A 13,011-nucleotide genomic window follows, 5' to 3' on the forward strand; every position below is an offset into this window, starting at 1 on the left:
CCCCCCTCAGGTCTTCGACTTATCCTGCCGGGTAAACAGCCGGGCCGCCAGCGGGGCACAGGTGATCACCAGGAAAATCCGCGCGATGTGATGGACCACCACGAAGCCCAGGTCGGCGCCGGAGACGATGGCAAGCACCGCCATCTCCGCCTGCCCACCGGGAGCGAAGCTCAGGAAGGCCTCCTGCCCCGGTGCCAGGCCCAGGCCCACCACGATTGCCGTCATGACGATCGCCAGGACCGCCAGGATGATGACGAAGAAAACCCCCGCCAGCACGTCCTTGCGCAGCTCCCGCAGGGTCACGCCCACGTAGCCGACGCCGATCCCGATGCCGATCATGAACTGCGCGGCCAGGATCGATTCCGCCGGCGGGCGCGTGTGGATCAGCCCGGCCATGGTCAGCACCGCCGTGACGATCATCGGCCCCAGGATCGTCGCACCGAACAGGCCGATGCGCTCGCCCCCCTTCCAGCCGACCAGCGCCGCCAGCACCATGAGTCCCATCTCTTTCAGCGACAGGCTTGCGGCCGGTGCGCCGATGGGCTGGTCCAGCTCTGCCCCGAACCCCCAGTGCAGGATGATCGGCGCAAGGGTGACGATGATCGCCACACGCGTGGCGTGGATCAGCGACAGGGCCCGCGCATCGCCCCCCGCTTCGGAGCCGAAGATCACCATGTCCTGCAAGCCCCCCGGCATCGCCGCATACCAGGAGGTCACCCGGTCAAAGCCCGTCACCTTGTGAAAGAAGGGCATTCCCACCAGGCCGATGACGGCAATGTAGACCGGCACGAAGATGACCGAGGCCGCCATTTGCGGCAGTTGCGCCACCACCTCTGGCGTCAGCGAAGATCCCACTGCCACGCCCAGGATCGTGCGCGCCGCCTTGGACACCTGCCCGAAGCCGATCAGGGGGCGGTGCATCAGGGCGGCCAGCAGGCTGGCGAAGAGCGGCCCGAAAAGGAAGGGCAAGGGCAGGTTCAGCAACCAGAACCCAGCCGTTCCCGCCGCCGCGATGGCAAAGGTCTCTACGCGGCGGGAGGTAACTGAGCGGGTCTTCGGGACTGCGGTCATGTGATCTACCATAGCTATTGCATCCAATTGTATCCAACTGTATTCAATAAGCAAGCGGAGGTATCATGACTGACCAGACAAAACCGGATTTGCCCCAGGGACAGGACGCCTATCTTCGGATCCTGGCTCAGATCAGGGAAGGCAATCTGAAGCCCGGAGACCGGCTGACAGAGACAGAGCTGGCCCGCACGCTTGGCATTTCCCGCACCCCGGTCCGGGAAGCGATCCGCCAGCTGGAAAGCGACGGGCTGGTTACCCATGTGCCGCGCGTGGGCGCCGCCATCCGGACCCTCGATTACGCAGAGATCACCGAACTCTACGCGATGCGGACCGTTCTTGAGGGCACGGCGGCCCGCTTTGCCGCACGCACCGCCAGCACGGTCGAGATCGAGGAGTTGGATGAGATCAACCGCGCCATGGCCGCTGCGCCTGACGGTGCCGGGGCCTTTACCCAGAACCTTCATTTCCACGAAGGGCTACTGAACGCCGCCCGCAACCGGTTCCTGATCAAGGCGGTAGAGGCCGTGAACACCACCCTGCTGATCCTGGGCCCCTCGACGCTGTCCGAAGAGGCCCGCGCCGAAGAGGCCTTTGGCGAACACGAGGCGATCCTAGCCGCCCTGCGCAGCAGGGACGAGGACGCGGCCGAACAGGCCATGCGCCAGCACATCGAAGCCGCGCACAAGGCCCGCCTGCGGCAATTGCGCGGCGGCTAGCCACCCCGAGCGGAGGAGGAACCATGACGGATATCGAGGCAACGGACTGGGGCGTGATCGTGGTGGGCGGCGGCAATGCCGCGCTTTGTGCCGCGATTGAAAGCGCTGAAGCCGGTCACAAGGTGCTGCTGCTTGAATGCGCCCCCGAACCATATCGCGGCGGCAACTCCCGCCACACGCGGAATTTCCGCTGCATGCATTCCGGCCCGCTCTCCGTGCTGACCGACAGCTACGGCGAAGACGAATACCTTGACGACCTGATGCGGGTCACCAAGGGCAAGACGGACGAAAGCCTGGCCCGGATGACCATCCGCAGCTCTGAAAGCTGCCTGCCCTGGATGGAACGGCACGGCGTCGCCTTCCAGCCCTCGCTTTCCGGCACGCTTTCCCTGTCGCGGACCAACGCCTTCTTCCTTGGCGGCGGCAAGGCCCTGGTCAACGCCTATTACAATTGCGCCAGCGACCTGGGTGTCACCGTCCTTTACGAGGCCGAGGTGGAGCACATCGGGATCGACGGCGACACCTGCACCCATGTTGAGGTCACACATGGCGGCAAGCGCCTGACCGCGAAGGGCAAAAGCATCGTGCTGGCCTCCGGCGGGTTCCAGGGCAATATCGACTGGCTGGCCCGCGCCTGGGGCCCCTCTGCGCGCAACTTCCTGATCCGCGGCACGCCCTACAACCGCGGCAAGATCCTGGCCGACATGCTGGAACAGGGCGCGGACACGGTGGGTGACCCCACCCAGTGCCACGCGGTGGCCATCGACGGCCGCGCACCCAAGTTCGACGGCGGCATCGTCACGCGGCTGGACTGCGTGCCCTTCTCCGTGGTGGTGAACAGGGACGGTGAACGCTTCTACGACGAAGGCGAAGATGTCTGGCCCAAGCGTTACGCGATCTGGGGCCGCCTCGTGGCCGCCCAGCCCGACCAGGTGGGTTATTCCATCATCGACAGCAAGAGCCTTGAGCTTTTCATGCCCTCCGTCTTCCCCCCCGTGAAGGCCGACACGATCGAGGAGTTGGCCGAAAAGATGGGCTTGCCCGTGGCCCCGACGGTGACGACGATCAGGGATTTCAACGCCGCCTGCCGCCCCGGCGCCTTCCACCCAACAGAGCTGGACGGCCTGGCGACCGAAGGGCTGGAACCGCCAAAGACCAATTGGGCGCGCCCGATCGAGGACCCGCCCTTCTACGGCTACTCCCTGCGCCCCGGCGTGACCTTCACCTACCTTGGGCTCAAGGTCGACAAGGGCGCAAAGGTCCATACCGCCGAAGGGCCGCTCAGCAATGTCTGGGCCGCCGGGGAAATCATGGCCGGGTCGATCCTGGGCCAGGGCTACCTGGCCGGCTTCGGGATGACCATCGGCACCGTTTTCGGACGTATCGCGGGACAGGAGGCCGCCGCCCATGCTGGATAAGACACCCCTCAGCCCCACGCAGGAAGAAGCCGCCCGCCAGATCGAGATCTGCAATGCCTGCCGCTACTGCGAAGGCTATTGCGCGGTCTTCCCGGCCATGTTCAAGGAACGCGCCTTCGGGGCCGGGGATATCACGCAGCTGGCCAACCTCTGCCACAACTGCCGGGGCTGCTACTACGCCTGCCAGTACACTGAACCGCATGAATTCGCGCTGAACCTGCCCGGGATCCTGGCAGAGGCCCGCACCGAAAGCTGGGAGCGCTTCGCCTGGCCGCCAGCCCCCGCCAAGCTGTTCCAACGCCACGGCGTCGCCCTTGCGGCGGCTTTCGTGCTGGGAATCGCGGCGCTCTTCTGGGCGGTGGCTACGCTGACGCCCGCTAGCGGCGCAGGGTTCTACGCCGCGCTGTCGCACGGCATCATGGTGGCGATCTTCCTGCCCGCCTTCGCCTTCCCTGCCCTCGCGCTTGCCATGGGCCTGCGCGCCTATTGGCGGGAAACAGGCGGTGGCCGGATCACCCTGGCGCAACTGAAGGACGCCAGCCTCTCGGTCGCAAGGATGCGCAACCTCGACGGCGGCCATGGCAAGGGCTGCAACTTCGAAAAGGGCAACCGCTTCAGCCAGGCCCGCCGCCATGCGCACCAGGCCGTGCTCTGGGGCTTCCTGCTGTGTTTCGCCGCGACCTGCAGCGGCACGGTCATGCATTACCTCTTCGGCCTGGAAGCCCCCTACGCAATCTACTCCCTGCCCAAGCTGCTGGGCATCCCGGGCGGCCTGCTGCTGACCCTCGGCTGCATCGGCCTGGCGGTGCTGAAGACGAAGGCAGATCCGGAACTTGGCACGCACACGGCCTGGGGCGGAGAAATGGCCTTTGTCCTGCTGCTCGGGCTGACCGGCTTCTCCGGCCTGGTACTCTACGCGGCCACGGGCACGGGCGCCGTCCCTGCCCTGCTCGCCCTGCACCTTGGCGCGGTGCTCGCCTTCTTCCTGACCACGCCCTATTCCAAGATGGCCCATGGCTTCTACCGGATGGCGGCGCTGGTGCGCGATGCGCAGGGCAAGGGCATCTGAAGCCGCCAACAGCGCGAAAACCAAGGGGCGGGGAAATCCCCGCCCTTCCCGCCTCCCCCTGAGGTGCGCTCAGCCCTTGCGGATCCTCGGCAATAGCACCTCTGCAAAGTCGCGGTAATCCCCGTCCTCGCCGCCCTCCGGTACCGGCGCGCCGGCCTCTGCGATCCGCCGCTGCCAGTCAACCGTGGCCGCGGCCATGCCGTTGGGCAGCCCCAGGTCCGTCAGCATCTTGGCCACCTCTTCCATCTCGTGAGAGCGGCGAATGCCATGCACCATGCTGCGTTCGAAATTGTAGGGCGCACGCTGGTACAGATCGATCCCCGGACTCCCGTCCCGGAGCGAGGGGAAGACCTCTTCCGCAACGCCCGCCGCATGGGCCGCCAGGGTGCATTCCGCAGTCAGCGCCTCCAGCCCCTTCACCATGATCGACCGCACCATCTTGATTGAGCTCGCCGCGCCAACCTCGCCCTCCACGACACGCAGCTTCAGCGGCATCGCCTCAAGAACGGGGGCGACCTCTGCCGCATGCGGGCCGGAGATCAGCAAGGGCACCATGTTCAGCTTGGGGTGAACCGGCGCCATCACCGCCACGTCCACGTAACGCCCGCCCGCATCCTCGATCCGCTTGGCAGAGACCTGCTTGGACGAGGGCGCGCAGGAGTTCAGATCCAGCCAGGTGGTGCCCTGCCCCAGCAGCGGCGCGGCGGCCGTGGCCGCGCTGACGGCCTGATCCGCGGTCACCGTGCAGAACACCATGTCCGCGCCTTCCAGCGCCTCTTCCAGCGTCTCGACGCAGGCCACGTCCAGGCCCGCGCATCGCGAGCGGATCTCGCCGGCGGTCGCGGGATCTTCCAGCTTGATGTCATAGGCGGAAATCGCCCCCGGCCGTGCCGCGCCCCAGCCTGTCACCAGGGCCGAGCCCGCCTCTCCGAAACCGATGAAAGTGATCTTCATTCGTCCTCCTCCTGCGCCGTCCTGCGGGCGCGTTCTCCTGCGGGGCGGGCAACACGGTCACCCCGCGCCACCCTCCCCGGATCTTGCCTGCGACAGCGACGTCTGTCCTCGCAACCCGGCCCGGGCCTCAGGGAAAGACCATCCCCGCGAAAAGCTTGCGCGCCGTGCGAAGCGTTCCGGCCGCGACAATCCCACCGCTCTCATCCGTCTCGATCAGCACTTCCGCCGCGCCAGAGGGATGCTCGATCGCAAAGCGCCCATCCTGCGGGATCACCGCCAGCTCGGCCGCCGGGCTGCCCTCGACCAGGCAGGCGCTTGCCACGGTCACGGCAGCAAAAACCCCGATGGAGGCATGACAGCGATGCGGGATGAAACTGCGCGTGCTGATCGCGCCGCCCGACTGCGGCGCAGAGACCAGGGTCATCTTCGGCACGGATTTCTCCGTCACGTCCCCAAGGTTCATCATCGGGCCGGCCTTCAGGCGGATCGCCTCCACCCTGGCTTTCAGATCGGCATCAGCTTCAAGTTCCTCCCGGCTTTCCGTGCCGGTCACACCCAGGTCGCTGGCCTTCATGATCACGCAGGGCATCCCGTTGTCGATCAGCGTGCAGGCTACGCCTTCCACCATGTCGACCCCGGTGCCGGTGGGCAGCATGACACCCCCGCCGGTCATGGACCCGGCGATATTTGTGAACATCAGCGGGATCGGCGCATGGCTGCCCGGCACGCCGTCGATCGTCGCCGTGCCGTGGTAATTCACCTTGCCCCCCGGGGTTTCCACCTTGGCAACGGCCACCTCGCCGGTGTTCAGCATGTGGATGCGCACCGAAGTCACATCGCCCGCGGCCGCAACCAGCCCACGCTCGATCGCCGCAGGCCCGACACCGGCCAGGATATTGCCGCAGGCCTGCGCCCCGCTCACCAAGGCCTGGTCCACGAAGACCTGCAGGAACAGGTAATCCACATCCGCATCCGCCCGGCTGGAGGGCGCCAGGATCGCCACCTTTGAGGTCAGCGGATCCGCCCCGCCAATCCCGTCGATCTGCCGCGGATCCGGGCTGCCCATGATGCGCAAAAGCACATCGTCCCGCGCGCTTTCCTCCGCCGGCAGATCACTCGCCAGGAAATAGGCCCCCTTGGAGGTCCCGCCCCGCATCCAGATGCAGGGAATTCCATCCATGTCGCTCATCCGATCCTCCTTCATCTGGCCGGAAATACTTCGGGGGAGGCCGCCAGCGGCGGACGGGGGCTGGCCCCCTCTCCCCCGGCCTTCAGATGTACTTCAGCCCCTTGGCTTCCAGCCGCGACCGCATGTCGTAGATATCAAGGCCCAGCTCGCCGTTCGCCAGCCGCACCCGCTTGGCCTCTTCCGCATCCAGTCGCGCCTGCGTCTTCTTCAGCACCTCTTCGGCATCCTCTCGGCGCACCACGCAGACCCCGTCGTCATCCGCGCAGATGATGTCGCCCGCGTTGATCGCCTGGCCGGCACAGACCACCGGGACGTTCACGGAGCCCAGGGTTTCCTTTACCGTCCCCTGGCAGGAGATCGCCTTGGTCCAGACCGGGAAGTTCATCTCGCGCAGGTCATGGGTATCGCGCACGCCGGCATCGATGATCAGCCCGCGGCAGCCCCGCGCCTGGGCAGAGGTCGCCAGCAGGTCGCCGAAATAGCCGTTGTCGCAGGGAGAGGTCGGTGCCAGCACCAGGATATCGCCCTCCTTCAGCTGCTCGATCGCCACGTGGACCATCCAGTTGTCCCCCGGCGCGGCAGAGATCGTCACGGCAGAGCCGGCGATCTTCACCCCCTGCTGGATCGGGCGCATGTAGCTTTGAAGGCAACCGATACGGCCCTGCGCCTCGTGCACGGTGGCAACACCCGCCTGCCCGAGCGCGTCGATGATCGCCTGGTCGGCGCGGGGAATGTTCTGAACGACAACAGCCATGCTCTGGCTCCTTCTTCTGAATTCGTATCAACACCCCGCCGGGGGAACCGGCAGGGCAAGGCATCACGACCGGGTCGGCGGGGTGCCATGGGTGTGGAAACTCTCGATGGTCTTCAGGCCCCAGGCCTGGCCCTTCTTGCGGTCGGCTTCTGTCCAGACCACCGGTTTCCAGTCCGGCGCCAGGATCAGCCGGGCGCCGGCATTGGCCAGCTCCACCCGGTTGCCCGCGGGCTCCCAGACGTAGAGGAAAAAGGTGTTCTGGATGGCGTGCTTGTGCGGCCCGGTCTCGATATGCACCCCGTTCTCCAGGAAGATATCGGCGGCGCGCAGGATGTCTTCGCGCGTGTCGGTCGCATAGGTCACGTGGTGGAAGCGGCCCGTGCCCCCGCCGTGCTCCTCGGTGCAGGCCAGGTCATAGCCCTTGTTGTTCACTGTGAACCAGCAGCCGCCGATGCGGCCGTTGTCCAGCTGGATCATCTCCGTCACCCGGGCGCCCAGGCAGACCTCCATGAAGCGGCGAAATTCGGTCACGTCCTCGGACAGCAGGTTCAGGTGATCCAAGCGGCGCGGCGCGGCGCCGGTGTGGTGATAGCGGCTGGCGTTATTCTTCAGCGCCGGCCGATCTTCCCCGGTCGCCTCGTACCACCTGGTCTCATAGTAGATCTCGAAAAGATGGCCGAAGGGATCCGCGAAGCGGAAAGCGCGACCATGGGACAGGTCGCCCTCCTCCCAGCCGATTACCTTGAAGCCGCTCTCCTCGATCGCCTTCACCCGGCGCTCCAGCGCCTCCGGAGAGGCCGCGCGATAGCCGATATGCCCCACGCCCGTGGTCTCGCTGCGGGTCAGCTTCAGGGTGCAGAACTCGTAGTCATCCCAGGCCCGCAGATAGGCGCTGTCACCCTCCCGGGCAGAGACCTTCAGCCCGTAGACACGGGTAAAGAAATCCAGGCTTTCGTCGAACTTGTCCGTCAGCATCTCTACATGGCCCAGATGGACGATATCGAAAGACGGATTGGTGGGGGCTGACATGCGGCCTCTCCTGCTGAGATAGGCGGCCGCCCCATCGGGGCGACCGGAATGCTCAGATCACGCAGGGGCGATCAAAGCTCGTCAACGGTACGAGGGAAGATCGACTGGAAGCCCTCGGCATATTTGCAATCCCGCCCGCCGGACATGCCGCCGGAGTTGCGCTTGAAGTGGTTCGCGCGCTGCTGGGCCACGCGGGTGTAGTAATCCCACAGGTGCACCTGGCCCTCGTTGCTTTCCATCGCCTTGCGCTTCTTTTCCCAGACCGGGGTGATGTCCAGGAAGACATCTGGCTTCCAGCCCATCTGTTCGGTCTGGTGCGGCTCGAACAGGTAGAGCTGCGGCGCGCCCAGCACCTTCTCACCGGGGTTGTGCCCCCAGGCCTGGGCGATCATCCGCGCCTCCAGCGTGACCTGCGACATGTACATGTGGTCGGTGTTGTAAGGATCGTACTGGCTGTGGCTCATCATGAACTTGGGCTGAACCTTGCGGATCAGGTCCACCAGTTCGTACTTGTCCGACTGGTCCAGCTGCAGCGGGTAGTCGCCCTTGTCGAAGCAGACCAGCTCATGCACGCCAAGCGCCGCGGCCGCGTTTTCCGCTTCCTTGCGGCGAATGTCCTTCACCTCCTGCAGGGACTTGCCCTCTTTCCACAGGCGGGCGCTTTCGCCGCGTTCGCCGAAGCTCAGGCACGCGACGGTCACGTTGTAGCCCAGTTCCGCGTGCAGCGCGATCGCGCCCCCGCAGCGCCAGACGAAATCGGCCGCATGGGCGGAAACGATCAGGGCGGTCGGCTTGGTTGTCATGGAGTCTCTCCTCTCGGTCGTCTGGGCGGACCATGCGCCCCAAAGGCAGGTTTGCCAAATTTGAACCCGGGCTTATTCCATAAGTTTTGGCTATAGAGGAATCTTGGCGCGGCGTGGTGAACTCTCTCCGTGGCCGTCCGCTCAGGTACCGACGCCTTTCGGTGCTTACCCAAAGGAGTTTTACCGACTCGGACCCGATACCCCCAACCACACCCCGGGGCTTCCTTATAACTTTTTGATACAATAGAATTCCGCTGAACCTGTCCGAAGAGGATCTGATGAACTGGAACCTGCGACACCTCCGGGCCTTCCTTTGCGTCGTGCAAGAGACCTCCGTCTCCCGTGCGGCAGGGATCTGCAACCTGTCGCAACCGGCGGTGACCCAGGCCATAGCGCGGTTGGAAAAGGGCTTCCCACAACCGCTTTTCCAGCACCGCAGCCAGGGCCTTTACCCGACAGAGGCAGGGCTGGCCCTGGCCGCCCGCGTCAGCCGCGCCCTTGACCGCCTGGAAGAGGCCGCGGCCCCGATTTCCCCACGGCTTGCCTCCAATGCCACTATGGCCCAGCTCAAGGCCCTGATCGCCGTGCGCGAGCTTGAGAACTTCTCTCTCGCCGCGCGCCAGCTTGGCCTGGCCCAGCCCACCGTGCACCGCGCCGTCACCCTGCTTGAGAAAGAGGCCAACCGCCCGCTCTTCGAACGCTCTGCCACCGGGATCCGTGCCGGGCGCGCCTGCCGCGTGCTTGCCGATGCCGCCCGGCTGGCCTTTGCAGAGCTTGACCAGGCAGAGATGGAGCTGGCCGAGATGGCCGGGCGCGAAGCAGGCCAAATCACCCTTGGTGCCATGCCGCTGTCGCGCTCCTTCCTGGTTTCCCGCGCGCTAGGGGAATTCCGCCGCACCCGCCCGCGCATCCTGATCCGAATCGACGAAGGCCCCTACGAGGAACTGCTTGCCGGCCTGCGACGGGGCGAGATCGACTTCCTGATCGGCGCCCTGCGTGACCCCCTGCCCATCGGCGACATCGAACAGAGGGAGCTGTTCTCGGACGATCTGATCCTTGCGGTCGGCCCCGGACACCCCCTGCTGTCCCGGGACAGGATCACACCGGAAGAAACCGCCGGCTACCCCTGGATCCTGTCGCGGCAGGGTACGCCGTCGCGGGCGATCTTCGATCGGGTCTTTGCCGGGCACGCCCAGCCGCGAAGCATAGTCGAGACCGGCTCGACCATCCTGATGCGCCAGATGCTGCAGGACTCGCGGCACATCGGCTTCATTTCGCGGATGCAGGCCGCCGCGGAAACCGAACTTGGGCTGATGGTGCCACTCTCAGCCGAACTGCCAGAGACCCGCCGCCCCATCGGCCTGACCCAGCGGCACGGGTGGATCCCGACCGCAGCCCAAAAAGCCATGATCGACGCCATCGTCCGCGCCGCGCCCGGTGAGTCCGCCCAATGATCAAGATGCTGCTGAAAAGCTGCATTTTGCGTAGATCAAATTGACTCAGGGCCGAAAAGGCGAATATTTTATTCAATCGAACAAGAAAGCTCGCAATTCATTTGTATTTACCGGAAAGGTTTTCGGTAATAACTATGCGAGTCAATGTGTAAAGAATTTGTGGGTACCGTGACAGACAGACCAGAACCCTTCCCGGACTTTCCGGACGATGAGCCGGAATTCTCCCTTTCAGTGTCGCTTTCTCACCTGCTGAGGCGGTCACACTTCCATGCGGAATCCCTGTTTGCCCAGATGTTCGACGACATCGGGATAACCTCGCGCCAGCTGTCCCTGCTGGTCGCCGTGGCAGAGAACCCCGGCGCATCGCAGCGTCAGCTGAGCCAGGCCGTCACCTTGGATGTGAACACCGTCAGTGACACCCTGCGCCGGATGGAGCGTAAGTCCCTGATATTCCGAAATGCTTCTGCGAATGACGGGCGTTCCGTCACAGTGACGCTGACGGAACAGGGGCGCGAGATCTTGGAAACGGCGGTCAGCCGAAACGCCATGTTCCAGGAGATGATCTCTGAGCAGCTTCAGCCGGATGAGACTGATCAGCTGAAGACTCTGATCAACAAGATGCTGCAATAGACGCCAAACTAAATTCGTCGCCATAATTACGATATTTCAGAAATGGACTTACAAGCAACCAGGCGCTTAAACTCCACACCATCACAGTAAGTATTAATTTATTCCCTTTGAAAACAACGCAGCCTGAAACGCAAATTAATTGGCACACATGCAATTGCGCCCAGGCTGCGTTACCGTCTTCTTGATTTACCTTGGGGGAAGAGAAGTGGTGCCGGTGATAGGACTCGAACCTACGACCCCATCATTACGAATGACGTGCTCTACCAGCTGAGCTACACCGGCACTTCTCTGGCAAGGCCCGGGAGATCAAGATCGCGGGGCCTCGTGGAGCGGGGCTATAGCACCCCTCCGCTTCCTGGGAAAGCGCTTTTTGCGCCCTCCCAGGGTGGCGTCTTCAACGCTTTGCAGCGACGTCCTCTGGCGGCAGGACCTCTGCCTCCTCGACATCGTCAGAGCCGCCCTTGGCGGCCGTCTCCGTGGCCGGGTCCGCTGCTGATGCGGCGGGGCCTCCCGGGGCCACGGGCAGGTTCACGGCGTCGTCCACGCGGCCCACGATCAGCGGCAGCATGGTCTGGGACATGGGCGACTGGTACTCGGTCGCGGGCGCTTCCTGCCAGGCAAGCGTATCGAAGGCGCCGCAGGCTTCGCAGACCGGCACCCAGTGGCCATGGGTGTGGTGGCACTTCTCGCAGGTCCACTGGGGCCCGCGCGGCGCGCTCACGGCGCGTGTCAGCCAGCCCTTCACGATGGCGTCGGGGCTGCCTTCGCCACGTTCGATGGCCGCCATGATCGTCAGGGTGCGTGCATCGGGCTTGTCCGTCGCCAGGTCACCCAGGGCGCGGCGCGCCTCGGGAAAGTCCTCTGCGCCGATGTTCAGTTCCGCAAGCAGCAACCGGGTCTCACGGTGCTCCGGATGGATCTTGGTGAGCACCTTGAAGCGCTTCAACCGCGCCTCTGCGGTTTCGGTGGGGGACAGGGCCGCGAAGGCCGCGGCCAGGTCCGGGTGCGGGCTGGCCTCCCAGGCCTTGCGCAGGACGCGGGTGGCGTATTTGTCCTTGCCCTGTTCGTGATAGGCACGGGCGGCAAAGACCGCGGCCGGGATCAGGTCCGGCGACAGGCGGTTGGCCTCGATCGCGGCTTCGCGGGCCTCGATCGTGCTGTCCGCGGCAATGACGGCCTTGGCCTCTGACAGGGCCAGCACGGCATCGCGGCGGCGGTGCACGTCGCGGGGCAGGGCGCCGGTCCGCAGCTTGGCCTTGAGCGTGTTGCGCGCGCCCTGCCAATCCTCGTTCCCGGCCTGTAGCTTCAGCAGCACGTCCTGCACTTCCTCGTGGGCCGGCTTCAGGGCAAAGGCCTTTTCCGCCAGCTTCATGGCCGTGTCGGTATCGCCCTCTTCCAGCTTCTGCTTCATCAGGCCACGCACGCCGACAAAGCGCGTCCGGTCATCGGCCAGCAGCGCCTTGTAAGCCTGCTCCCGCTTGCGCTTGTCGCCAGTCAGCTCCGCCGCCTGGGCAGTCAGCAGGTTGGTCAGCTCGGGACGGTCCAGGTACTTGTCCGCCCGCGCCGCCTTGGCCATCGCCAACCGCCCTTCGCCAGAGGCCAGGGCAACCATGCCTTCGGTCAGCGCCTTCAGGCCCTTCTTTTCCCGGTTTCGGTCGAAATGGCGGCTCAGCGCCGTCTCATCGCCGTTGATCCAGCGCAGCAGGGCGATCAGCAGCCCGGCCAGCCGGAACAGCACCCAGACCGCGACAAGCAAGGCCAGCAGCGCCAGCACCGCCCGCAGGGGCGTCAGGTTGAACTCGTATGTCCCGACAGAGATCAGGACGCCACCCTCCATCTCCAGAAGGTAGCTCGCCCCCATGGCGGCAGCCGCCACCAATGCGATGAAGACGCCGATTTTTATGAAAGACCAGAGCATCCAGTA

General features: G+C 65.0%; 12 protein-coding genes and 1 tRNA gene. 5 read left to right on the forward strand and 8 right to left on the reverse strand.

The genetic code is table 11. The annotated features are described in order from the left end of the window. Positions 1-6 precede the first annotated feature (6 nt). Positions 7-1,071, reverse strand: coding sequence for an AbrB family transcriptional regulator (locus HCZ97_RS08970; protein WP_167688367.1), 1,065 nt, complete (start codon positions 1,069-1,071; stop codon positions 7-9). Positions 1,072-1,136: 65 nt separating this feature from the next. On the opposite strand from HCZ97_RS08970, the gene HCZ97_RS08975 reads away from it, so the two are divergent. From HCZ97_RS08975 to tcuB, 3 genes are read left to right on the forward strand one after another with little or no spacing between them, the layout of a single operon-like run. Beyond that, positions 1,137-1,787, forward strand: coding sequence for a GntR family transcriptional regulator (locus tag HCZ97_RS08975; RefSeq protein WP_167688368.1), 651 nt, complete (start codon positions 1,137-1,139; stop codon positions 1,785-1,787). 23 nt (positions 1,788-1,810) lie between these two features. Beyond that, a complete protein-coding gene (gene tcuA, locus HCZ97_RS08980; protein ID WP_167688369.1) occupies positions 1,811-3,205 on the forward strand; it encodes an FAD-dependent tricarballylate dehydrogenase TcuA in 1,395 nt (464 codons plus the stop codon). Continuing rightward, entirely contained in the window at positions 3,195-4,274 is a 1,080-nt protein-coding gene (gene tcuB / locus HCZ97_RS08985; protein ID WP_167688370.1) for a tricarballylate utilization 4Fe-4S protein TcuB, read from the forward strand. Before tcuA ends, tcuB begins: the two co-directional genes overlap by 11 nt. A gap of 69 nt (positions 4,275-4,343) precedes the next feature. Here tcuB and HCZ97_RS08990 read toward each other — a convergent pair whose 3' ends face one another. From HCZ97_RS08990 to HCZ97_RS09010, 5 genes are all read right to left on the reverse strand, one after another. Then, entirely contained in the window at positions 4,344-5,228 is an 885-nt protein-coding gene (locus tag HCZ97_RS08990; protein ID WP_167688371.1) for an NAD(P)-dependent oxidoreductase, read from the reverse strand. A 127-nt stretch (positions 5,229-5,355) separates the two neighbouring features. Continuing rightward, positions 5,356-6,417 carry a 4-oxalomesaconate tautomerase gene (locus HCZ97_RS08995; protein WP_167688372.1) on the reverse strand — a complete coding sequence of 354 codons (1,062 nt, stop codon included), beginning with the start codon at positions 6,415-6,417 and terminating at the stop codon, positions 5,356-5,358. Between the two features lie 82 nt (positions 6,418-6,499). After that, positions 6,500-7,171, reverse strand: coding sequence for a 4-carboxy-4-hydroxy-2-oxoadipate aldolase/oxaloacetate decarboxylase (locus HCZ97_RS09000; RefSeq protein ID WP_167688373.1), 672 nt, complete (start codon positions 7,169-7,171; stop codon positions 6,500-6,502). A 63-nt stretch (positions 7,172-7,234) separates the two neighbouring features. Beyond that, complete coding sequence (locus tag HCZ97_RS09005; protein WP_167688374.1) at positions 7,235-8,200, reverse strand: VOC family protein; 966 nt, start codon at positions 8,198-8,200, stop codon at positions 7,235-7,237. Between the two features lie 71 nt (positions 8,201-8,271). Then, positions 8,272-9,003: a PIG-L deacetylase family protein gene (locus HCZ97_RS09010; protein ID WP_167688375.1), complete on the reverse strand. Its 732-nt coding sequence runs from the start codon at positions 9,001-9,003 to the stop codon at positions 8,272-8,274. Between the two features lie 278 nt (positions 9,004-9,281). Between HCZ97_RS09010 and HCZ97_RS09015 the strand changes: the two genes are divergently transcribed. After that, positions 9,282-10,457 (forward strand): LysR family transcriptional regulator, encoded by a 1,176-nt coding sequence (locus HCZ97_RS09015; protein WP_167688376.1) that lies wholly within the window; start codon positions 9,282-9,284, stop codon positions 10,455-10,457. Between the two features lie 168 nt (positions 10,458-10,625). Then, positions 10,626-11,087, forward strand: coding sequence for a MarR family transcriptional regulator (locus HCZ97_RS09020; protein WP_167688377.1), 462 nt, complete (start codon positions 10,626-10,628; stop codon positions 11,085-11,087). A 206-nt stretch (positions 11,088-11,293) separates the two neighbouring features. Here the strand turns inward: HCZ97_RS09020 and HCZ97_RS09025 are convergent. After that, positions 11,294-11,369, reverse strand: a tRNA-Thr gene (locus HCZ97_RS09025). A 112-nt stretch (positions 11,370-11,481) separates the two neighbouring features. Continuing rightward, positions 11,482-13,005, reverse strand: a complete 1,524-nt coding sequence (locus HCZ97_RS09030; RefSeq protein ID WP_167688378.1) for a heme biosynthesis protein HemY — start codon at positions 13,003-13,005, stop codon at positions 11,482-11,484. Positions 13,006-13,011: the final 6 nt, after the last annotated feature.

Origin of the sequence: Pseudooceanicola sp. HF7, from assembly GCF_011806405.1 — a bacterium.
Lineage (GTDB): Bacteria > Pseudomonadota > Alphaproteobacteria > Rhodobacterales > Rhodobacteraceae > Pseudooceanicola.